The organism is Clostridium sp. BSD2780061688st1 H5 (assembly GCF_005845155.1).
Taxonomy (GTDB): domain Bacteria; phylum Bacillota; class Clostridia; order Lachnospirales; family Lachnospiraceae; genus Claveliimonas; species Claveliimonas intestinigallinarum.
The window spans coordinates 38551-60433 of sequence record NZ_SPGT01000004.1 but is presented as its reverse complement, the minus strand read 5'-3'; the positions used below and the strand labels follow the sequence as shown (position 1 = coordinate 60433).

Below are 21883 nucleotides of genomic sequence, written 5' to 3'. Positions count from 1 at the left end.
GAGGGCTCAGGGCTTGTACAGACAGGCCGGCTGTGCTATGATGTGGAGAGCAAAACAAGGGAGGTGGCTTGATGTCGGCTATTCGCTAACAAAAGGAACAACGGATTTTGTCTCATCTTCAGCATTGAGATGGGTTTATTTGTTGTATCTGTCTGCGGATAGTAACATCAGGCTGGCTTTTTATTGAAAGGCAGTTCTATTTCCTGCGGGATTTTTCTGCGAAATTTTTGTGTGGATTTTTCAGAGCCTGATACAGCAGGGCAGACAGACGGATAACCCGGATCAATGGGTTGTCCTTTTTTTATTCTGAAGAGGACCTGTCCGGTTTGTTCCGAGCATAAAAGGGCGCAAATCGACGACTTGGAGGAGAAAGATCATGAAAGAAGAAACAAAGTATATCTGTCCCAGCTGTGGCTGGACATCAAACCTGGACGAAAAAGAGAGCTGGCCGGACCACTGCCCCAACTGCCTGTCCGGCATACATGAGACGGACGAAGAGGGAGGCGAGTGCGGGGGCATGCTGGAGCCGGTAGGCATCTGGGTGAGAGAGAGCGATGCCTGGGAGATCGTGGAGCGGTGCAGACTCTGCGGGGAGATGACTGCTGTGGAGATGTCAGACAGGGACAATCTCATCAAGGTCATGTCCATCGCGTCAAAGCCCCTGTCCTCCCCTCCCTTCCCCATTGAGAAAATGGAGGAGTTGACAAGGATCATGGGAGGTCAGGGAGAGATAAAACGAGGAGGAAGGAAAAATGAACAGAGAAAATAAAAAGCGCAAATATGACAAGAAGTATTTCAGGACACATCCCTGTATGGATCCCTTTACGTGCAAGGTGTGCGGATGGCCGGTGGTGCCGGCGGGAGCAGGGAGCGGCCACAGGAACCACTGCCCCAACTGCCTGTACAGTCTGCATCTGGACCAGGAGCCGGGGGACAGGGCGTCGGACTGTCACGGACGCATGGAGCCCATCGGCGTGTGGGTGAGAAAGAACGGGGAGTGGGCCATCCTGCATCGGTGTCAGCGGTGCGGCAAGATCGGTTCAAACCGCATTGCGGCGGACGACAATCCTATGAAGCTCATGGCCCTGGCCATGCGTCCCTTTGGGAGCAGCGCCATCTCCAGGGAGGAGATCCGGGACATGACAGCCTCCATGGAGGGATAGGCGGAGGAGCGCAGGTGAAGGATCTGAGAAAGCAGGAACTGGGAAGGAGAACTGAGAAAGAGATATTGTCTATCCTCTGGATTGAGGGTATAATAAAAAAGATAAAATGAAAGGAGGCCGGGAATGTACGAGACCTGTATTTTTGACCTGTACGGCACGCTTGTGGACATACACACAGACGAAGAAAAGGAGGAGCTGTGGGAGAGACTGGCTCTGTTTTACGCCTTTTACGGCGCAGCCTACACGCCGGGGGAGCTTAGAGCGGCCTACCGGCGGCTGACAGAGGAGCAAAGCGCCGGCAAGAGAGGAGTCAGGAGGGACGCCCATGAGGCGTTTCCGGAGATACAGATCGAGGACGTCTTCCGGTCGCTTTTCCTGGAGAAGGGGGCAGAGGCAGACGAGCCTCTGGTGCGGCACGCGGGTCAGTTTTTCCGCATCCTCTCCATAGACTATCTGAGGCTCTACGAGGGGACGAAGGAGATGCTCCAGGCCCTGCGGGAGAAGGGGAAAAAGCTTTACCTTTTGTCCAATGCCCAGAAAATATTCACAGAGTATGAGATGAACGCTCTGGGGATCACTCCGTATTTTGACGGCATTTTCATTTCCTCGGAGCAGGGCTGCAAGAAGCCGGACCTGGCCTTTTACGAGTCCCTCCTCACAGCCTTTGCCATTCCCAGGAAGACGGCGGTCATGACGGGAAATGACGGCCTGTGCGACATCGAGGGAGCGAAGAGGGCCGGGCTTGCCACGGTCTACGTGCGGACAGAGATTTCACCAGAGGAGCCATTCCCCGCGGCGGATCACGTCCTGGAGAGGATGGACATGAAAAAGCTCAGGGATATCCTCCTTGGATAGAAGAGATACCAGAAAAAAAGAACAGAAGAGGAAAATGACATGAAAGAAAAATGGATGAGCAGCGTTATGGCCGGTGTGTTTATTTCCATGGGAGCCATGACCTATCTCGCAATCCCCAACACATTGGTGGGAAGCCTGTTTTTTGCGGTGGGAATTCTCCTTGTGCTCAACCTCCACAACATGCTTGTGACAAGGGTGTGCCCGCTGATGGTGTATGACAGAAGATATCATTGGAGCGATGTAGCGGTGGCCTGGGCGGGCAACGGCATAGGGACGCTGATCGCGGCGGCCGCTGTGCAGGGGACAAGATTTAAGGAGACGATCCGGGAGCCTCTGGCCAGGATCGGTGAGACGAAGCTTCAGGACGCTCCTTTGAGCCTCTTTATCCTGGCTGTGTTCTGCGGGTTCTTTGTGGCCTTTGCAGTGCTTATCGGCGCCAGGTATGAAAACGGCTCCTTTGCCCAGATCTTCTATGTGTGGCTCTTTATCACCGCCTTTGTGTTCTGCGGGTTTGAGCATATCGTGGCGGATATGTTTTACCTGTCCTGCTGCTGGCTCCAGTTCGGGATCAGCGCGCTGGAGGCTTTGAAGGTGCTGGCCTTTGTCTCGGCGGGCAATCTGGCCGGGGGCATGTTCATCGCCTGGGCTGTGCGCAGTCTGGATAAAAAGAAGAGTGCTACCGGTGCATAGGGTAAATGAGCAGGCAGCATAAGCGAACAGAAGCAATGGAAAACACAAAAAGTACAAATAGAAACGGAGGAAACAAAGCATGGACAAAGTGATTTTAGGAAAGACCGGGATCGAGGTCAACAAGAACGGATTTGGGGCCCTGCCCATCCAGCGCATCATGAAGAAGGAGGCTGTCTATCTCCTGCAGAAGGCATTTTACAACGGGATCAACTATTTTGATACCGCCAGGGCCTACTCGGACAGCGAGGAGAAGCTGGGCGCTGCCTTTGAGTACACAAGGGACAAAATCGTCATCAGCACGAAGACTGCTGCCCAGACGGCAGAGGATATGTGGAAGGATCTGGAGGAGAGCCTTACAAAGCTGAAGACAGACTACATAGACATCTACCAGTTCCACAACCCGGCCTTCTGCCCGAAGCCGGGAGATGAGTCCGGGCTTTACGATGCGGCTCTGGAGGCAAAAAAGCAGGGAAAGATCCGCCACATCGGCATCACAAACCACAGGATCGCTGTGGCGAAGGAGGCGATCCAGTCCGGCCTCTATGAGACATTGCAGTTCCCCTTCTCCTATCTGGCGTCAGATACAGACCTGGAGATCGTAGAGGAGTGTAAGGCGGCGGATATGGGATTTATCGCCATGAAAGGGCTGGCAGGGGGACTGATCCACAATTCAGCCTGCGCCTACGCCTTTATGGCCCAGCCGCAGTTCGCCCACGTGGCTCCTATCTGGGGCGTGCAGAGGGAGTCGGAGCTGGATGAATTTCTCTCCTATCAGGTCTGTCCGCCTGCGCTTGACGGGAACCTCCTCGCAGAGATCGAGAAGGACAAGAAGCAGCTCTCCGGTGATTTCTGCAGAGGCTGTGGCTACTGCATGCCCTGTCCCGCGGGCATTGAGATCAACAATTGTGCCAGGATGAGCCTGATGCTCCGCCGGGCGCCCCAGGAGGGATGGCTCTCCAAGGAGTGGCAGGAGAAGATGAAGAAGATTGAGAACTGTCTCCACTGCGGCCATTGCATGAGCAAATGTCCCTACGGCCTGAATACGCCGGATCTGCTGGCAAAGAATTACGAGGACTACAAGACCTTTCTGAAATAAAGAGGAGCCGGGAAGATGGATGACAGAGTGCTGCAGTTTTTTGAGCAGATGCCGGAGGCTTTGCCTCTGTATGTGAAGTTCGAGAAAGAGGTTCTCTCCCGGGTAGAGAACGTGCGCATCAAGGTGCAGAAGACTCAGATCACCTACACCAACAGACATGTCTTTGCCTGCGTCTCCTTCGCGAAGGTGAGAAAGGCGAAGGAGCGGCCGCCGGTCTATATTGTAATTACCTTTGGGCTGGCCTGCAAAAAGGAGTCGCCCCGCATCGACATCGCCACCGAGCCCTATCCCAACCGGTGGACCCACCATGTCCTTGTGTCCCGGGAGGAGGAGATTGATGAGGAGCTGCTCGGCTGGGTGGAGGAGGCGGCCGCCTTCTCAGCGGCGAAGTGACAGGAAAGATTTTTTGGACGGAGTCTTGACAGATGGAAGAAAAACTATCATAATAGGCTCGTTGGGAAATGAATACGGAAATATGGCAAGGGAGCTGTGAGATGAGATCACAGCTCCCTTTTTGCTTCCGCATTTGTTTAGAATGGAACAGAGAAAGGATGGAGAGCTATCATGATGACAATATTCAGCCATTATCTCCCGGTCAATCTGATCTTCGGAGCCGGGAAGACCGAAGTACTGGGAGAGGAGGCCGCGAAATACGGGCGAAAGGCCATGATCGTGACGGGGAGAGGCAGCACAAAGAGATCCGGGCTCCTGGACCGGGCGAAAGCGCTGCTGGAAAAAGAGGGGATGGAGGTGACTGTCTTTGACGAGGCGGAGCCCAATCCCCTTGCATCCACCGCTATGCGAGGCGCCGCCATCGCCAGGGAGAAGGGCTGCGATGTGATCGTGGGTCTTGGAGGGGGAAGCATCATGGACTGCAGCAAGGCGGTGGCCTTTGCGGCCTGCAATGAGGGACCGATCTTCGACTATATCTATGGGGTGAAGAAAGGCGCCGGCGCACTGCCTCTTGTCCTTGTGCCCACCACCTGCGGGACAGGCAGCGAGGGCAACTGCTTTGCCGTGCTCACAGAGGACGAGACAAGGGACAAAAAATCTTTGCGGGACAACGCGGTCATCGCTAGGGCGTCCATCGTTGACCCGGAGCTGATGACCACCATGCCGGCTCATGTCCTGGCGTCCGTTGGATTTGACGCCCTTTGCCACTGCATGGAGGCCTATATGAGCAAAATCTGTGACCCGATCACGGAGATCATGGCTCTGGAGGGCATCCGCCTCATCGGCGGAAATCTGGTGAAAATCTATGAGGAGAAGAAAAAAGGGCTCACAGACCCAGCTGCCATGGACATGGATGCCTGGAGCGCTGTCTGCCTGGCCAGCACATACGGCGGCATGGTCATTAACCAGGCCGGGGTGACTGCGCCCCACGGGCTGGAGCATCCGGCCAGCGGCATGCGCAACATCACCCACGGCAGGGGCCTGGCAGCCCTCACTCCGGTCATCTACAGGCGCACCGTAGAGGCGGCTCCGGAGACATTTGCCGTCATCTCAAAATGTCTGGGAGGCGCGGATGAGAAGGACTGCGTGGCTGTCATCGAGGCGCTCCTGGACAGCCTGGATCTTCGGACAACTCTCTCGGCGGAGGGCGTCCTTCCGGAGGATGTGGAGTGGATGACAAAGAACGCTTTCAAGGTCTCCGCGGCCGGACTCCAGAACCACCCCAAGGTGTTCACGGAGGAGGAAGTAGCCCAGATCTACCGGGAAGCGCTGTAAGGATAGAGCGGCCCGGAAAAAGACAGCATAGATAAAGAAAGTATAGATAAGGCAGTATGGTTGAGTAATCCTCTCTGATGCAGTATAATACGGTGTCAGAGAGGATTTTTTTTGATTGCGGAAGGGGTGCAAGAGGAGAGGATGATCAGAAAATTTGAAGAGAGGGATCTGGAGACGGTCATGGGGCTCTGGCTGGAGGGCAACCTGCAGGCCCACAGCTTTATCACGGAGCGGTACTGGAAGGACAACCAGGAGCTTGTAAGAGACCTGCTGCCGGGAGCTGACCTCTACGTGTACGAGGAGGAAGAGGCAGGCCGCCCGGACGGATTTATCGGTCTTAGCGGGGACTATATAGAGGGGCTCTTTGTGCGGGGTGAGAAGCGGTCAGCCGGTATCGGCGCCGCCCTCCTGGATTTCGCAAAGAAGGGCCGCGGCGCTCTCACCCTCCGGGTATACCAGAAAAATGAGCGGGCCGTGAGGTTTTATCTGAGAAACGGGTTCCGCATCCGGCAGGAAGGGCTGGATGAGGGGACCGGAGAAAAAGAGTATGAGATGGAGTGGAAAGGAGAGGGAAGATGATGAGAGATGCCCAAAAGACGATAGGAAATATGGCGGACAGGGCGGGAAACTGCTTTATAAGCTACATAGACAGTGAGGGATTTCCGGTGACAAAGGCCATGCTGAAGCCAAGGCAGAGGGAGGGCATCAGGATCTTCTGGTTTTCCACCAACACATCCTCCAACAAGGTGAAATGCTTCCGGGATAACCCGAAAGCCAGCCTCTACTTTATGGACAGGCGCTATTTCAGGGGCGTCAGCCTGTCCGGCGCAGTGGAGGTGCTGGAGGATCCGGAGGTGAAGGAGCGGCTCTGGCAGGAGGGAGACACGCTGTTCTACAAGGAGGGCGTGACAGACCCGGACTACTGCGTGCTTAAATTTACGGCGGAGAAGGGGCGCTATTACAGCAATATGAAGTCGGAGGATTTTGAGGTTTCAGATTGGCAAAGCAATACCGATTAGAATTTCTGGAAAGGAATCGTTGTAATGAGCGAATTTAAAGACTTTTTGAATGAACAATTAAAAGAGGATGAATTTCGAAAAGAGTATGATGCATTACAGCCTGAATTTGACATTATTCGAGCGATTGTAGAAGCGAGAACATCACAAAATCTAACGCAAAAAGAATGAGCTGATGGCATGGGGATGGATTTAAAGCTTTCTTTTGTCCCCCAAAAGCATATGTAAAAAGTAAAAATCAGCATTTACAAAAGATGAAAGGTTGTCCATCTGGTTGAGGACAACCTTTTTTGGCTCTCAAAACAGATCGCTGTGCGTGCCGATCCTTGAGAGTGTTAGGTATACCGGCAATTCGGAAAATGAATTATAAGTCTTATAACCAGCGGGATAAATCCTGCACAATATAAATGTAGAGTATAATATACATCTGGATACCAGCGGCGGCATCTGGTATAATAACATTTAAACTTACCAGACTACATGGAAGAAAGGCAGGCTAGAACAAATGAAGAGCAATCTGACAAGAGAGGAAGCGCTGGAGCTTCTGAGGACATATAACAAGGAACCCTTCCACATTCAGCACGGTCTGACAGTGGAGAAGGTGATGCGCTGGTACGCCCGGGAGCTGGGATACGGCGATGAGGAGGAGTACTGGGGGATCACAGGGCTTCTCCACGATATCGACTTTGAGCTCTACCCGGAGGAGCACTGCCAGAAGGCGCCGGAGCTTCTGCGAAAGGCCGGAGTGGGGGAGGATATGATCCACTCTGTGTGCTCCCACGGCTACGGCATCTGCTCGGACGAGGAGCCCTCCTGCGAGATGGAGAAGGTTCTCTTTGCGGCGGATGAGCTGACGGGACTGATCTGGGCGGCGGCCCTGATGCGCCCCTCAAAGAGTGTGTCGGACATGGAGGTGTCCAGCGTAAAAAAGAAGTTTAAAGACAAGCGGTTTGCTGCCGGCTGCTCCAGGGATATCATACGGAAAGGGGCGCAGATGCTCGGGTGGGAGCTGAATGAACTGTTTGAGAAGACGCTCCTGGCCATGAAGTCATGCGAGAAGGAGATACAGGAGGAGATGACAGCTATTAACGGAGAAGAGGAGTAATGAACAGAAACGAACAATACACAGAAGGCATTTCTTTTCTTGAGGAAGTTACGCAAAAGCTGAAAAACAGAATAGAGAAGCTGGATCAGTCCATTCTGGCCGGACAGAAAGATATTGAGAGTATGCACGACTACTACTGGGAAAACTACACGGAGATGGACCAGTATGGGTATGAGGACTATGATAACCAGCAGGCCCTCCTGAACCAGACCAACGCCAACAATGAGCTTCTCCTCAAGAGAAGACGGTTCCGGAGGATGCAGGACTCCCCCTTTTTCGGGAGAGTGGATTTTGTCTACGAGGGCGAGGACGAGGCGGAGATCTTCTACATTGGGATAGGAAACTTTGCCGAGGACACGGGCATGACCCCTCTCATCTACGACTGGAGGGCGCCGGTCAGCGGCCTTTTCTATGATTATGACAGGGGGCCTGCCTCCTACCAGGCGCCGGCCGGCGTCATGGAGGGCGAGATCACCGCGAAAAAGCAGTACAAGATCCGGAAGGGAAAGCTTATTTACGCCTTTGAGAGCGATACAAAGATAGACGACGAGATACTGAAGGCGGAGTTGGGAACAAACGGGGATGTGAAGCTGAAAAATATTGTCAGCACGATCCAGCGGGAGCAGAACGCTATTATCCGCAACACGGAGGATAAGATCCTGGCCATCCAGGGCGTGGCGGGGAGCGGCAAGACATCTGTGGCACTCCACCGGATCGCCTACCTTCTGTATCATGACAGGGACAATCTGAAATCATCGGACGTGCTGATCCTGTCGCCTAACAGCGTCTTTGCGGACTATATCTCCCACATCCTGCCGGAGCTGGGGGAGGAGCCGGTGCAGGAGATGAGCTTTGACCTGTTTGCCTACAAGGAGCTGAAGGGTACAGCCGCTGACTGCGAGGACCGGTGGCATCACCTGGAGCGGGTCATGAAGTTTCCGGATGAGGAGAGGGAGCGGATCTACAAAGAGAAGCAGTCGGAGGTGATGGCTGCCCAGATGGAGGGGTTTCTCGCCATTCTGGAGGACAGCCTGCTGGACTTTAAGGACATTGAGTTCAAGGGACTGAAGAAGACGGAAAATGAGCTCATCCAGCTGTTTTATTTTAAATTCCAGGACATTCCTCTCCTGAAGCGGATGGACGCAGTGATGGAATACTTTGTGGACGAGTTCGAGACCCTCAGGGACAGGGATCTCTCCGATGAGGAGAGGGAGTATGTCCAGGAAAAATTCGACCGCATGTATGTGACAAAGGACATCTACAGGATTTACAACTGGCTCATGGAGGACTGCGGCTATCCCCTCCTGGCGGACGTGCCCTGTGAAAAGAGAGTGCTGGAGTATGAGGACGTGTTCCCCATGCTGTATCTCAAATACAGGCTTCTTGGCAGAGGGGCCCACAGGCGGGTGAAGCATCTTGTCATAGACGAGATGCAGGACTATTCTTACATCCAGTACCTGATCCTGGCGGAGCTCTTCTCCTGCAGCATGACCATACTGGGGGACAAATTCCAGACTATGGACGACCATGTGCAGGATGTCCTTCCCTTTCTGCCGAAGGTGTTCGGGAGAAAGGTGAGGAAGATCGTCATGGACAAGAGCTACCGGAACACAGTGGAGATCGCCTCCTACGCGGCCCGGCTCAACGGAAGCCAGGTGCCCGGACTGCTGGAGAGACATGGAAAAGAGGTGGTGGAGGCATCCTTTGAGGATCTGGATCAGCTCCTCGCAGGTGTGGAGGACAATCTGCGCCTCCAGGGAGAGGACGGCTTTGAGACGGCCGCCGTGCTGGCCATGACTGAGGAGGAGGCATGGGAGATCAGCCAGCTTCTGAAAAAGAGGGGACTTTCCGTGTCCTACATTGACAGGGACAGCAGCTCCTTTAAGCCGGGGCTGACAGTGACTACCTTCTACCTGGCCAAGGGGCTGGAGTTTGATCAGGTGTTCACTGTGTGGGACAAAAAGAAGGAGAACCCTCTTCTTGGGCAGGCAAAGTATATCTGCGCCACCCGGGCTCTCCATGAACTCTATATGTTTGAAGAAGACAGCTCCTTTTGATAGATGCAGATGCCCACTGCCATGGTGACAAGCTCCGCGGCCGGGAAGGCCAGCCAGATGCCTGTGCTGCCCAGAAAGAGGGGCAGGATGTAGGCAAAGGCGATGACCAGGATGCACCCTCTCAGGAGGCAGAGGAGAAGGGAACGCCCTGCCTTTGCCACGGACTGGAAGTAGCAGATGAACACCATGTTGACTCCCAGAAACAGAAAGCCGGTAAAATAGATGCGCACGGCCGGGGCCGCCAGAGTCAGGATCTCCCGGCTCGGGTTCAGGAAAATGTAGGTGAAAAGGTTCGGCACGGCAAGCCCCAGGACCACAGGGATGGCGCAGATCACAAGGGAGGTGCGCAGGGACAGGGACTGTACCTTCTGTATACGCTCCACAAGGCCCGCCCCGTGGTTGATGGACAGGATGGGCTGGGCCGCCTGCTCGATGCCCTTGCACAGGCAGATCACTACCAGGGCTGTGTTGCTGATGATGCCGTATACCGTGACGCCTGTGTTGCCCAGATACCGGATGAGCTGCAGGTTGAAGAAGAAAATGGTGAACCCTGAGGCCGCCTCAATGACGAAGCTGGTAAAGCCGTTTGCAAAGATCCTGCCCATGAAGACCGGGCGAAAGCCCTTCAGGGTGAACCTGAGCTGATTTTTCTTTGTGAAAAAATGTGTGCACAGGATGAGCACCGTCAGCGTGGAGCCGGTGACAGTGGCCAGAGCGGCTCCCGCCATTCCCATATCCAGGGGAAAGACGAAGACAATGTCCAGGATAATGTTTGTCACGCCGCCTGCGATGACGCCGCACATGGCCAGCCTGGGCGCTCCGTCGTTCCGGATGAAGGTCTGGAGAAAGGCGGAGAAGAAGTAGGTGCCCATGCCCCAGATGATGTAGGGAATATAGTCCATGATGTAGGGCATAGTCTCCTCCGTGCCGCCCAGGAACAGGGCCAGGTCCTCCATAAAGGCCGTACACAGGACGAGGCAGACAAGGAACAGGACTATGTTCAGGAGCAGGGCAGCGGTAAAGCAGGCGTTCCCCTCCTCCCTTCGGCCCTTCCCGCGACAGATGGACATGAGGACAGACCCACCCACCCCGGACAGAAGGCCCAGGCCGAAAAATACATTGTAGATGGGGAGGGCGATGTTGAGGGCCGCGAGGGCTGTCTCCCCCAGCCGTTTTCCTATGATAATGGTGTCTGCCAGCACATAGATGGATGTGACCATGGTGCCGCAGATGGCCGGGACAAGGTAGTGAAAAAAGAGCTCCCGGACCGGTCTTGCTATAAATTCGTTTGTGTTCATGTTCAAATAACCTCTCTGTTTAAGAATGTCACCGAATAGTCTATCATATACATACTGAAATGGAAAGAACGGAGAAAAATTCCGAATATTACAGCAAAAACACACCGTTTATTGACAATATTTCCCTTCTGCTATAAGATGAATACAAATATCTTTATGAGGAGGAAGATTACGGGAAGACTCCTGTGCAGTCTGCTGGCCCTTGCGCTGGCCTTCTCCTCCGCGGGCTGCGGGGCCGGGGAAAAAGCCGACCGGGAGAGGGAGCAGGCCCGGGCGCAGGAGGAAAAGCGCCTGGAGGAGGAAGAGCGAAAGGCGGCCCGGGAGGCCGAAAGAGCGGCAGAGGAAGCGCAGGAGGCGGCAGAGCAGGAGCCCTATTATCTCTACGACAGCATGGAGGAGTATGTGGCCTCAGATCTGATGCAGAACATCCTGAACAGCACGCTTGAAGATATCAGGACGGATGAGATCGACTTTGCGCTCAAAGGCGAGGGCAACCGCCTGATCTACGAGTACACCTACACGACTCTGGCTATGACAGAGGAGATGAAGCCTCTGATGGAGCAGGCGATGGATCAGCAGGATGAGGCGTTTCAGTCTGTGGCGGACTCCCTGACGGATGTGGTGGGCGTGGAACAGCCCACAGTAGTGGTGCGGTATCTGGATATGAACGGGGCCCAGATCGCGGCACGGGAATACCCGGCCCGGCAGGACGCCCAGTGACAGCTGTGGAACCCGTTACAGGAAGACGCCCAGTGACAGCAGGCCGCGGCGCCCGGCGGCGATAAGACAAAATGACAAAAAGGAAGGATGACTGCCATGGATCAGGAACGAATAGAGAAGCAGTTCTCTTTTATCCGGGAGATAGACCGGGAAAAATTGATCGGGAGACAGACCTATCTGTCGGACGGAAAGAGAAAGGAGAATGACGCGGAGCACGCCTGGCACATGGCCGTCATGACAATCCTCCTCTCGGAGTACGCCAACGAGAGGATCGATGTGCTCAAAACAGTCACCATGCTTCTCATCCACGATATTGTGGAGATTGACGCGGGGGACACCTACGCCTACGATGAGGAGGCGAAAAAGACCCAGAAGGACAGGGAGCGGAAGGCCGCGGAGAGGATCTACGGGCTGCTGCCCTCTGACCAGGGGGAGAGGCTGAAGGCGCTGTGGGAGGAATTCGAGGCATGCGAGACGCCGGAGGCCAGGTTTGCCCGCTGTATGGACAACCTACAGCCCATGATGCTCAACGCCGCCACAGACGGAAAGGCCTGGGTGGAGCACCAGGTGGAGCTGTCTCAGATCCTGGGAAGGAACAGAAACACCCACGCCGGCTCGGAGGAGCTCTGGGAGTACGCAAGGAAAAACTGGATCGATCCCAATGTGGAAAAGGGACGCATACGGGAATAGTCATTTGCAAAAAATAAAAGATAGAACAGTAGTAGGAGGAAAAGGAAGATGGATATGACTGCAATGTTTAAACTGAGCTACGGGCTTTTTGTAGTGACCGCAAAGGAGGGGGAGAAGGACAACGGCTGCATCACCAACACAGCGGGGCAGGTAACAGACACGCCAAATCGGATCACGCTGACTGTGAACAAGGGAAACTACACTCATGATATGATCCTGCGCACCGGTGTGTTCAATGTGTCTATCCTGTCTGAGAAGGCGTCCTTTGACACCTTTAAGCATTTCGGCTTCCAGAGCGGAAGAGACGTGGACAAGTTCGCAGACTACGCTGCGGCAGAGCGCTCCGCCAACGGGCTGTACTACATCACAGAGGGGACCAACGCCTACCTTTCCGCAAAGGTGGTGGACACTATGGATCTGGGCACCCACACTCTGTTCCTGGCGGACGTGACAGACGGGGAGGTGCTGGATGGCGCGGCTTCAGCTACCTACGCTTACTACCACTCCAGTATCAAGCCCGCCCCTGCAAAGGAGAAGAAGACAGGCTGGAGATGTAAGATCTGCGGCTACATCTACGAGGGAGAGGAGCTGCCCGCTGACTTCATCTGTCCTGTCTGCAAGCACGGGGCAGCGGATTTTGAGAAGATCTGACCGGAGAGCGCATAGAGGAGAAATGCCCCGCATAGACTAGGTATAAAGCTATGTGGGGCATTTCGGCATGAAAAGAGAGCAAAAGGATGAGGATATGCTGCTTCGCAGCCGCATAGCGGATGCGGCGGGGGTGCCCAGGGAGCTGCTTTTGTCCCTTCCGGTCCTGACTGCCACGGGAAGGCAGGAGATTCGGGTGGAAAATTACCGGGGCATACAGGAGTACACCCAGGAGCTGATCCGTATCAACACGAGGAGCGGCCAGATCCGGCTGACCGGGAAGCGGCTGTCCATAGAGTATTACACGAACACAGAGATGAAGATCACCGGGCTGATCAGCAGTATTGAATATAAATGACAGATGGGAGGATGTGCAGTTGATCAGGTCCATGATCCGATATATAAAGGGATACCTTCTGATACGTGTGGAGGGATACTCGCCGGAGCGCTTCCTCAACGCCTGCAGCCATCGGGGGATCGCCCTGTGGGGCCTTCGGTCCGCCGGGGGAGCCTACGAGATGTACATGGCGCTGAAGGATTTCAGAAGAATTAAGGCGCTTGCGAGGAAGACAGGGACAAAGGTGAGGGTCAAGAGGCGGTATGGCCTTCCTTTTTTTTTACACAGATACCGCAAGCGGAAGCTCTTCTTCGCAGGCGCCTTTTTTGCGGCGGCTCTGGTGTACGTCCTCTCCCTCTTCATATGGGAGATCGATATCCGGGGCAATTCCAGGAGGACGGATGAAGCGCTCCTTGCGTTCCTGCGGGCTGAGGACATTCACTGCGGGATGACCGCGGGGAGCGTGGACTGCGAGGAGATCGCCCGCGACCTGCGGGCAGCCTACAGCGATATTGTGTGGGTCTCCGCCTCTGTGCAGGGGACAAAGCTGGTGATCCAGGTCAAGGAGAACAATCACCTGTCCGCAAAGACCCAGGGGAATCTGCAGGACGCGGGAGGGGCAGGGCAGGGGGAAGAGGGGACGGACCTGGCGGCGCAGGAGGACTGCACCATCCTGTCCATAGTCACCAGAAAGGGGACGCCCCTTGTCCATGAGGGGGATCAGGTGAAGAAGGGGGATATCCTCGTGAGCGGCAGGGTGGATCTGAAGGACGATGCGGGGGAGGTGACCGGGTACAGGTACTGTCAGGCCCAGGCGGACATTACAGGGGAATACCAGATGCCCTACGAGGACACTGTGGCAAGGGAGTACAAAGAGCGCACCTACGAGTACGACAAAGGGAATATCAGGATGCAGGAGGAGTATTTCCTTCAGGCCGGGAGCTGGACCTTTACCCTCGGATGGCTGAAAAACAGCTACCGGGAGTATGAGTACCATGTGGAGGAGAGACAGCTTATCCTGGGAGAAAATTTTTCCCTGCCCGTGTTCATTGGCAAGAGGACCGCAGTGCCCTGTCAGGTCGCCTCGGAGAGCTACACGGACAGCCAGCTTCAGCAGATCCTCAGCAGACGCTTTGAGCGGGCCTGCCGGGAGCTGAAAAAAAAGGGACTGGAAATTACAGAGAATGATGTTAAAATATACACAGAGCAAAATGCGGCCTGTGCCAGGGGTACACTGACTGTGAGGGGGCCTGTGGCGGGGGAAGTCCCCACCCGGATCCTGCCTGATCCCCAGGTGGCAGACCAGACAGAAAGGGAAGACCAGACGAATGGGAATGAATGAACTGACCATCGATATTCCGGCTGAATACCAGATGCATGTGTTCGGCCAGTTTGACAGCTTTGCAAAAAAGATAGAGCGCACTCTCCGGGTGACGCTGATCCCCCGGGGAGATACGGTGAAGATACTGGGAGAGGAGGGGCAGGCCAATAAGGCCAAAAGTGTTCTCATGCAGCTGACAGAGCTTGCAAGGAGGGGCAATGAGATCCGGGAACAGAACGTGGACTACACGCTCTCCCTCTCTATGGAGGACCAGGAGGACCGGGTGCTGGAGATTGACAAGGACATGATCTGCCACACCCTCCAGGGCAAGCCCATCAAGCCCAAGACCCTGGGCCAGAAAAAATATGTGGATGCCATCCGCCAGAAGATGATCGTCTTCGGGCTGGGGCCTGCGGGAACAGGAAAGACCTATCTGGCCATGGCCATGGCTATTACGGCATTTAAAAATAATGAGGTGGGCAGGATCATTCTGACCCGGCCGGCCATCGAGGCGGGAGAGAAGCTGGGCTTTCTGCCCGGTGACCTGCAGAGCAAGATCGACCCCTACCTGCGGCCGCTCTACGATGCCCTGTACCAGATCATGGGGGCGGAGAGCTTCCTGAAAAATTCAGAGAAGGGGCTCATCGAGGTGGCGCCTCTCGCCTACATGAGAGGACGGACCCTGGACAATGCCTTTATCATACTGGATGAGGCCCAGAACACCACGCCGGCCCAGATGAAGATGTTCCTGACCCGCATTGGCTTTGGCTCAAAGGTGGTCATCACCGGGGACGCCACTCAGAAGGATCTTCCCTCCGGACAGACGTCGGGGCTGGACGTGGCCGTCAATGTAGTGAAGAATATTGACGACATCAGCATCTGCCATCTGACCAGCAGGGACGTGGTGCGCCATCCCCTTGTACAGAGGATCGTCAAGGCCTACGAGGAGTATGAGTCAAAGGCGGAGTCAAAGAAAAACAGAGGAAGAGACAGAAGGAGAAAATAGATGTCACTGTATTTTGAGGAGGAGGGGGCACTGCAGCTGCCCCTTCCCTGTGAAGAACTGGCAAAGAGGGTTATCGATGCGGCCCTGGACTATGTGGGCTGCCCCTATGAGGCTCAGGTGAACCTGCTCCTTACCACAAATGAGCAGATCCATGAGATGAACCTGCAGTTCCGGGGGATTGACAGGCCCACGGACGTGCTCTCCTTCCCCATGGTGGAGTATGGGGAGCCGGGAAATTTTGATTTTCTGGAGGAGAGGGAGGACTGCTTTGACCCGGAGAGCGGGGAGCTTGTGCTGGGGGATATCGTGATCTCCAAAGACAAGGTGCTGGAGCAGGCGCAGGCCTACGGCCATTCGGCCGAAAGAGAATTTGCTTTCTTAATCGCCCATTCTGTGTTACACTTAACAGGATATGACCATATCGGGGAGGATGAGCGCCTCGTTATGGAAAAGAAGCAGAGGGAGATACTGGAACAACTCCAGATTTTACGATAAGAAAAGATATGGAGCAATATTATGTCTAAGAAAAAAGGAACCAATTTTCTGGCCCAGGGGACCATTCTGGCCGCCGCTGCCATGATCACAAAGGTGGTGGGGCTCGCCTACCGCATCCCCCTGACCAATATCATGGGCAGCGAGGGAAACGGCTACTACGGCGTCGTCTTCCAGGTGTACAGCCTGGCTCTGATGCTCACGTCCTACAGCCTTCCCATGGCGGTGTCCAAGCTGGTGTCAGCCAGGGTGGCTACAGGACAGTACAAGAACGCCTACCGGGTGTTCCAGGGGGCCATGGTGTTTGCCCTGGTGGCCGGGGGCGTGGTGACAGCCATCGTGTTCTTCGGCGCCGGCTTTATCTCCACAGATATACTGAAGATGGGCATGAGCGTCTACGCCCTGCGGGTGCTGGCGCCCTGTATCCTGATCGTAGCGTTCCTGGGAGTCCTGCGGGGGTTTTTCCAGGGCTACGGGACCATGATACCGACAGCGGTCTCCCAGGTCATTGAGCAGCTCATCAATGCCATTGTCAGCGTTGTGGGAGCCTACCTTCTGATGCAGACAGGGCGGGCCATGGCAAGCGGCGAGGACAAGGAGATGTACGGCGCTGCCTTTGCGGCTGCCGGCGGAACGCTGGGTACGGTCATCGGCGCGCTGACAGCGCTTCTCTTCCTGGTGTTTGTGTTTGCGGCCTACAAGACAAGGCTGAAAAGGCAGATGAGGCGGGACAGGACCAGACGGCTGGAGAGCCGGGGGCAGGTGTACAAGGTGCTGCTCTTTACCATCGCGCCTGTCATCCTGAGCGCCACAGTCTACAATATCAGCAACATTGTGGACCAGACCATGTTTTCCAATATCATGTCCGCTCAGGGGATGGCGGAGAGAGAGTACTCCTCCCTCCTGGGCATGCTGAACGGCCAGTATGACACTATGACCAACATCCCCCTAAGCGTGTCCAGCGCCCTGGCGTCATCCTTTATCCCCAGCCTGGTGGCCACCATCCAGACCGGGAACCGCAGGCAGATCCACAGCAAGATCAACATGGTGTCCCGATTCAACATGATGATCGCCATTCCCTGCGCAGCCGGTTTTATCGCTCTGGCAGGGCCCCTTCTGGATCTTTTGTACTTTACACAGGACAATGCCATCCCGGCTCTGATGCTGCGGATCGGCGGCATTTCCGTGGTATTCTTCTGTCTGTCCACAGTGACCAACGCGGCATTGCAGGGACTGGACGAGATGGGGAAGCCTGTGAAGAACGCGGCCATTTCCCTTGTGATCCACGTGGCTGCCCTGTTTATTATGCTTGTTGTCTTTAAGTGGGGGATCTACTCTATCCCGGTCAGCAAGATCATATTCGCGGCGTCCATCTGTATCCTGAACGCCCACGACCTGCGGGAGACCTGCGGGTACGTGCAGGAGCAGAAGCAGACCTTTGTGATCCCGGCCATCGCGGCTGTGATCATGAGTATCGTCTCTCTCCTTGTACACCTGCTCGGGGTGCTGTTCATCGGCGAGATGCCGGCCACAGTGCTGGCAGTGATCGCGGCTGTGGCCGTCTACGGCATCAGCCTGGTGGGGCTGGGAGGCATTACAGAGGAGGAGCTGCTTGCTGCCCCCAAGGGAGCCACCCTTGTCACCGTCTGCAGGAAGCTGCATCTGATCAGGGGCAGATACCGCTAGGCTGTGTATAAATTGTGGAAAATATGCCGATACTTTACTAAAAAAAGGAGTTGTCCTTATGAAGAAAAAGTTGAGTATCGGTTTTTTCACTGCCGCCCTGGCGGCCTTCATTGTGCTGGCCGCCGCTTATCATTTCACTTACGAGAGGGCGGTGGAGCGGGCCCGGGAAGAGGTGGCCCTCTCCGGGCAGGAGGAAGAGAAGACGGAGGAAGGGCAGAGCGGACAGGCCGTGACCACGGAGGGGGATGCGGTCAAGGGAGACGCTGCCACAGAGGACGCCTACTATCTGATGGAGGTCAACGGGTATGTGGTGGTATTCCTGAGCGACAAGAAGACAGCCTACGACTACACAAGCATTGAGGTGTCCTCCCTTCCCGCCACTTTGCAGAATGAGATCAAGAACGGAAAATACATCGAGAGCACGGAGCTCCTGTACAGCTTCCTTGAGAGCTACTCCAGCTAGGGACTATTCCCGCAGAAGAGCGGCTCCGGCTGAGAGCGATTTCGGTCAAAGGCTGCTTCAGACAGGGACGCGGGCCTTCGAATTCTAAGAACATACAGAGGAAGAAATCAGAGGAAAAAGAAATGGATGAAAAAAAGATAAAAAGAATCAACGAGCTCTACCACAAGTCCAAGGCGGAGGGGCTCACTGACGCGGAGAAGAAGGAGCAGCAGCTCCTGCGGCAGGAGTACATCGCGTCCGTGCGGGAGAACCTGCGGGGACAGCTCAACAATATTTCCATACAGGAAAAGGACGGTTCCATCACGGACCTGGGGAAAAAGTATGGACGGAAAAAAGGAAATTAGGCGGCGGCTCCTGGGACTGCGGGAGAAGCTGGATGGGCAGGAGTGGCAGGAGAGGACGCAGGCGGCCTTCCGGAGGGCCGTGTCCCATCCCTGGTTTCAGGCGGCGAAGACCATCTACTGCTATGTGGATTTCCGGGGAGAGACAGGGACGAGGGCTATTATGGAGAGGGCCTGGGAGCTGGGAAAGGCGGTGGCTGTCCCCAGGACCTGCGGGGAGGAGATGGACTTTTTCTACATCCGCTCCCTGGAGGAGACGGCCCCCGGTAATTTCGGCGTCAGGGAGCCGGACCCGGAGAGATGCAAGGTGGCGGATGGCCGGGACGGCCTGGTGATCCTTCCGGGCAGCGCCTTTGACCTGAGGGGTCACAGGATCGGCTATGGGAAGGGCTACTACGACAGGTATCTGGAGGCCCATCCGGGGCTTCTGACTATGGCCCTGGCCTTTGACTTTCAGGTGCTTGAGGAGATCCCCCACGAGCCGCACGACAGGCGGGCCCAGGTGATCGTCACCGACAGGCGGACTGTGGAGGTCAGATAAAAGAGGCGGGTAAGAGAGCGGACAGACTGTACAGAAATATGATTGTGAAAAAGGAGATGCAGGACAAATGATGAGGAAACTTCCGGGAGACCCGGTGCTGATGCTGGGCGTGGTGAACACAAAGCTGAGAGATTTCTACAGAGATCTGGATGACCTCTGCGATGACATGCAGGTGGACAAGGCGGAGATCACCAAAACCCTGAAGGGGATTGACTACGAATACGACAGAGCCAGAAATCAGTTTATATAGTTTATAAATAAGGATGTGATAGAAGGATGCCTGCGAGGCATCCTTTATTTCATGCTTTTGAAGCCGTCCAGGCACTCGTTGTATAGAAATTCTTTTAACTCTTCAGCTCTTGTGTCATCCTCATAGTAGGAGACGAGCAGGGTGAAGAACTTCTCCAGCCGATCCTGGGAGACGGACAATACGCCGCAGCCGTGCTGGATAAGGAGCTTGTTGGCCGCAAGCATGGCAATCCGCTTGTTGCCGTCATAGAAAAGCTGGCTTTTTGTCAGATACAGCATAAGGTCCAGCGCCCTCTCAGTCCACTCTCTGTCAGAGGACAGGATGCTGCTGATAGCTTCTTCTACCTTATTTTGGACAGGGACAGAAGATGTCCTCCCGATGATCAGGTGAAGCTTCTTTATAGAGTCCAGATCCAGCGGGGCGTCTATGGTGCCAAATACCATCTGCCAGCCATGCTTGAGCTGGACAATGCTGTTGATATCATCTATGCTTTTCCCCTGAACGCTGATGCCCTCGACAATTGTCTGTGTCTCAGGAAACGTCACGCCGATACCTTCCAGGTTAGCGGACTTCCAGATGTAATCAACGAGATTTCTCTTTGCCCAGAAGACGTTCTCTTCCTGGGTCATGGAATATTTCTTTTCGAACATATCCGTATTTCCTCCATAAAAAAATATACCGGATGCAGGGGGAGAAAGCAACTGCCAAATTCCCGGGTAGCACTTTTTTTCAAAAACATAGTACATATTTGTGTAAAATAAACAAAAACGGTTCGCTCCAGACGGATTTCCTGTTGCCTGCGAATGGGCGGCATGCTATAATTCTTAGGCGGTACAATGATTTTCATGAGGTGAACAGATAAATGATAGAAAAAGAAAAATGGGAGAGGACATTCAGGGAACCTCTGGATGAACCGCCTGCTCATGAGCCGGAGCGGCAGTACTACTTTATGGAGAAGGCCAGAAAGTACATACAGGAGGCGTCAGCCCGAGCAGGACGTCCCCTCACCTTCCACGTCACCACCTTTGGCTGTCAGATGAACGCCAGGGACTCGGAGAAGCTGGAGGGCATTTTGAAGAAGGTGGGCTACGTGGAGGAGCCGGAGGAGGAGAAGGCAGATTTTGTCATCTACAACACCTGCACTGTGCGGGAGAACGCCAACCAGAGGGTGTACGGACGCCTGGGACAGCTTGGACACGCGAAAAAGTCCAACCCTCACATGATGATCGCCCTTTGCGGCTGCATGATGCAGGAGCCCCAGGTGGTGGAAAAGCTGAAGAAAAGCTACCACTTTGTGGACATCATCTTCGGCACCCACAACATCTACAAGTTCGCGGAGCTGATCGCGGCCCGGATGGAGTCGGGCCGGATGATCATCGACATCTGGAAGGACACGGACAAGATCGTGGAGGATCTGCCTGTGGCCAGGAAATATCCCTTTAAGTCCGGCGTCAATATCATGTTCGGCTGCAACAACTTTTGCAGCTACTGCATCGTCCCTTATGTCCGGGGGCGGGAGAGGAGCCGTGATCCGAAGGCCATCATCCGGGAGGTGGAACGCCTGGCGGCGGACGGCGTGGTGGAGATCATGCTCCTTGGACAGAACGTGAACTCCTACGGGAAGACGCTGGAGCACCCTATGACCTTTGCTCAGCTCCTTGAGGAGGTGGAGAAGGTGGATGGCATCGAGAGGATCCGCTTTATGACCTCCCACCCGAAGGATCTCTCCGACGAGCTCATAGAGGTGATGGGAAGATCGAAGAAGATCTGCCGTCATCTCCATCTCCCGGTGCAGTCCGGGAGCAGCCGGATCCTGGAGAAGATGAACCGCCGGTACACGAAGGAGCAGTACCTGGCGCTGGTGGAGAAAATACGGGCCGCCGTTCCGGACATCTCCCTCACCACGGACATCATTGTGGGCTTCCCCGGGGAGACGGAGGAGGATTTCCAGGAGACGCTGGATGTGGTGAGAAGGGTGCGGTACGACAGCGCCTTTACCTTTATCTACTCAAAGCGGACAGGCACTCCCGCCGCGGCCATGGAGGACCAGGTTCCCCAGGAGGTGGTGAAGGACCGGTTTGACCGGCTTCTTAAGGAAGTGCAGGAGATCGCCGGTGAGGTGTGCGCCGTTCACCAGGGCACTGTCCAGGAGGTGCTGGTGGAGTCGGTGAACGACCATGACCCGTCCCTTATGACCGGACGGATGAGCAACAATCTCCTTGTCCATTTCCCGGGCGGGGAGGATCTCACAGGAAAGCTGGTGCAGGTGCGCCTGGACGAGTGCAGAGGATTTTACTATCTTGGCCATATGGTGTAAAATGCCAGCTGTGACCATTTATATTTTGCGGCAGAAACGCTCACACTATATAGGAGACTATAC

General features: G+C 55.0%; 26 protein-coding genes and 1 pseudogene. 25 read left to right on the top strand and 2 right to left on the bottom strand.

Annotated elements, in window-relative coordinates:
• Nucleotides 1-376 precede the first annotated feature (376 nt).
• The 12 genes and pseudogenes from FGQ86_RS03925 to FGQ86_RS03870 all read left to right on the top strand — a co-directional run bounded on the left by FGQ86_RS03925 (nucleotide 377) and on the right by FGQ86_RS03870 (nucleotide 9710).
• Nucleotides 377-769, top strand: a complete 393-nt coding sequence (locus tag FGQ86_RS03925) for an RNHCP domain-containing protein (RefSeq protein WP_138303050.1) — start codon at nucleotides 377-379, stop codon at nucleotides 767-769.
• The gene (locus FGQ86_RS03920) at nucleotides 753-1163 is read left to right on the top strand and encodes an RNHCP domain-containing protein (RefSeq protein WP_033124928.1); all 411 of its coding nucleotides are present in this window, start codon (nucleotides 753-755) and stop codon (nucleotides 1161-1163) included. The genes FGQ86_RS03925 and FGQ86_RS03920 overlap by 17 nt, the downstream gene beginning before the upstream one ends.
• A gap of 123 nt (nucleotides 1164-1286) precedes the next feature.
• The gene (locus FGQ86_RS03915) at nucleotides 1287-2018 is read left to right on the top strand and encodes an HAD family hydrolase (RefSeq protein WP_138303049.1); all 732 of its coding nucleotides are present in this window, start codon (nucleotides 1287-1289) and stop codon (nucleotides 2016-2018) included.
• 36 nt (nucleotides 2019-2054) lie between these two features.
• Nucleotides 2055-2708, top strand: a pseudogene (locus tag FGQ86_RS03910) (formate/nitrite transporter family protein); the annotation flags it as partial.
• 79 nt (nucleotides 2709-2787) lie between these two features.
• Nucleotides 2788-3804, top strand: a complete 1017-nt coding sequence (locus FGQ86_RS03905) for an aldo/keto reductase (protein ID WP_138303047.1) — start codon at nucleotides 2788-2790, stop codon at nucleotides 3802-3804.
• A gap of 15 nt (nucleotides 3805-3819) precedes the next feature.
• Nucleotides 3820-4197, top strand: coding sequence for a DUF5655 domain-containing protein (locus FGQ86_RS03900; protein ID WP_033124873.1), 378 nt, complete (start codon nucleotides 3820-3822; stop codon nucleotides 4195-4197).
• 174 nt (nucleotides 4198-4371) lie between these two features.
• Nucleotides 4372-5532 carry an iron-containing alcohol dehydrogenase gene (locus FGQ86_RS03895; protein ID WP_033124929.1) on the top strand — a complete coding sequence of 387 codons (1161 nt, stop codon included), beginning with the start codon at nucleotides 4372-4374 and terminating at the stop codon, nucleotides 5530-5532.
• 141 nt (nucleotides 5533-5673) lie between these two features.
• Nucleotides 5674-6111 carry a GNAT family N-acetyltransferase gene (locus FGQ86_RS03890; protein ID WP_138303046.1) on the top strand — a complete coding sequence of 146 codons (438 nt, stop codon included), beginning with the start codon at nucleotides 5674-5676 and terminating at the stop codon, nucleotides 6109-6111.
• Nucleotides 6108-6551, top strand: a complete 444-nt coding sequence (locus FGQ86_RS03885; protein WP_205155594.1) for a pyridoxamine 5'-phosphate oxidase family protein — start codon at nucleotides 6108-6110, stop codon at nucleotides 6549-6551. The genes FGQ86_RS03890 and FGQ86_RS03885 overlap by 4 nt, the downstream gene beginning before the upstream one ends.
• 24 nt (nucleotides 6552-6575) lie before the next feature.
• Nucleotides 6576-6719: a hypothetical protein gene (locus FGQ86_RS03880; RefSeq protein WP_205147606.1), complete on the top strand. Its 144-nt coding sequence runs from the start codon at nucleotides 6576-6578 to the stop codon at nucleotides 6717-6719.
• Between the two features lie 334 nt (nucleotides 6720-7053).
• On the top strand, nucleotides 7054-7653 hold the full coding sequence (locus tag FGQ86_RS03875; protein WP_033124875.1) for an HD domain-containing protein: 600 nt from the start codon (nucleotides 7054-7056) through the stop codon (nucleotides 7651-7653).
• On the top strand, nucleotides 7653-9710 hold the full coding sequence (locus FGQ86_RS03870; protein WP_138303045.1) for a UvrD-helicase domain-containing protein: 2058 nt from the start codon (nucleotides 7653-7655) through the stop codon (nucleotides 9708-9710). Before FGQ86_RS03875 ends, FGQ86_RS03870 begins: the two co-directional genes overlap by 1 nt.
• Here the strand turns inward: FGQ86_RS03870 and FGQ86_RS03865 are convergent.
• Nucleotides 9680-11008 (bottom strand): MATE family efflux transporter, encoded by a 1329-nt coding sequence (locus FGQ86_RS03865; RefSeq protein ID WP_033124877.1) that lies wholly within the window; start codon nucleotides 11006-11008, stop codon nucleotides 9680-9682. The two genes, FGQ86_RS03870 and FGQ86_RS03865, sit on opposite strands and share 31 nt — an antisense overlap.
• A gap of 156 nt (nucleotides 11009-11164) precedes the next feature.
• On the opposite strand from FGQ86_RS03865, the gene FGQ86_RS03860 reads away from it, so the two are divergent.
• From FGQ86_RS03860 to FGQ86_RS03805, 12 genes are all read left to right on the top strand, one after another.
• Nucleotides 11165-11728 carry a DUF4854 domain-containing protein gene (locus FGQ86_RS03860; RefSeq protein ID WP_138303044.1) on the top strand — a complete coding sequence of 188 codons (564 nt, stop codon included), beginning with the start codon at nucleotides 11165-11167 and terminating at the stop codon, nucleotides 11726-11728.
• A 96-nt stretch (nucleotides 11729-11824) separates the two neighbouring features.
• A complete protein-coding gene (locus FGQ86_RS03855; RefSeq protein WP_033124879.1) occupies nucleotides 11825-12418 on the top strand; it encodes an HD domain-containing protein in 594 nt (197 codons plus the stop codon).
• Nucleotides 12419-12466: 48 nt separating this feature from the next.
• Nucleotides 12467-13069: a flavin reductase gene (locus FGQ86_RS03850; RefSeq protein WP_033124880.1), complete on the top strand. Its 603-nt coding sequence runs from the start codon at nucleotides 12467-12469 to the stop codon at nucleotides 13067-13069.
• A 67-nt stretch (nucleotides 13070-13136) separates the two neighbouring features.
• Entirely contained in the window at nucleotides 13137-13424 is a 288-nt protein-coding gene (locus tag FGQ86_RS03845; protein ID WP_052083894.1) for a YabP/YqfC family sporulation protein, read from the top strand.
• Nucleotides 13425-13437: 13 nt separating this feature from the next.
• Nucleotides 13438-14745 carry a sporulation protein YqfD gene (locus FGQ86_RS03840; RefSeq protein WP_242842806.1) on the top strand — a complete coding sequence of 436 codons (1308 nt, stop codon included), beginning with the start codon at nucleotides 13438-13440 and terminating at the stop codon, nucleotides 14743-14745.
• On the top strand, nucleotides 14732-15730 hold the full coding sequence (locus FGQ86_RS03835; RefSeq protein ID WP_033124881.1) for a PhoH family protein: 999 nt from the start codon (nucleotides 14732-14734) through the stop codon (nucleotides 15728-15730). The genes FGQ86_RS03840 and FGQ86_RS03835 overlap by 14 nt, the downstream gene beginning before the upstream one ends.
• On the top strand, nucleotides 15731-16225 hold the full coding sequence (gene ybeY, locus FGQ86_RS03830; protein ID WP_033124882.1) for an rRNA maturation RNase YbeY: 495 nt from the start codon (nucleotides 15731-15733) through the stop codon (nucleotides 16223-16225). It begins immediately after the preceding gene.
• Nucleotides 16226-16246: 21 nt separating this feature from the next.
• Nucleotides 16247-17908, top strand: a complete 1662-nt coding sequence (locus FGQ86_RS03825; protein ID WP_138303043.1) for a polysaccharide biosynthesis protein — start codon at nucleotides 16247-16249, stop codon at nucleotides 17906-17908.
• A 58-nt stretch (nucleotides 17909-17966) separates the two neighbouring features.
• On the top strand, nucleotides 17967-18371 hold the full coding sequence (locus tag FGQ86_RS03820; RefSeq protein WP_033124884.1) for a hypothetical protein: 405 nt from the start codon (nucleotides 17967-17969) through the stop codon (nucleotides 18369-18371).
• Between the two features lie 122 nt (nucleotides 18372-18493).
• Nucleotides 18494-18715, top strand: coding sequence for a DUF896 domain-containing protein (locus tag FGQ86_RS03815; protein ID WP_033124885.1), 222 nt, complete (start codon nucleotides 18494-18496; stop codon nucleotides 18713-18715).
• A complete protein-coding gene (locus FGQ86_RS03810; RefSeq protein WP_033124886.1) occupies nucleotides 18693-19253 on the top strand; it encodes a 5-formyltetrahydrofolate cyclo-ligase in 561 nt (186 codons plus the stop codon). The genes FGQ86_RS03815 and FGQ86_RS03810 overlap by 23 nt, the downstream gene beginning before the upstream one ends.
• A 67-nt stretch (nucleotides 19254-19320) precedes the next feature.
• Complete coding sequence (locus tag FGQ86_RS03805) at nucleotides 19321-19503, top strand: DUF4250 domain-containing protein (protein WP_033124887.1); 183 nt, start codon at nucleotides 19321-19323, stop codon at nucleotides 19501-19503.
• A gap of 44 nt (nucleotides 19504-19547) precedes the next feature.
• Here the strand turns inward: FGQ86_RS03805 and FGQ86_RS03800 are convergent, their stop codons facing one another.
• The gene (locus FGQ86_RS03800) at nucleotides 19548-20153 is read right to left on the bottom strand and encodes a Fic family protein (RefSeq protein WP_033124888.1); all 606 of its coding nucleotides are present in this window, start codon (nucleotides 20151-20153) and stop codon (nucleotides 19548-19550) included.
• A 212-nt stretch (nucleotides 20154-20365) separates the two neighbouring features.
• Between FGQ86_RS03800 and miaB the strand changes: the two genes are divergently transcribed.
• Nucleotides 20366-21820 (top strand): tRNA (N6-isopentenyl adenosine(37)-C2)-methylthiotransferase MiaB, encoded by a 1455-nt coding sequence (gene miaB, locus FGQ86_RS03795; RefSeq protein WP_033124889.1) that lies wholly within the window; start codon nucleotides 20366-20368, stop codon nucleotides 21818-21820.
• Nucleotides 21821-21883: the final 63 nt, after the last annotated feature.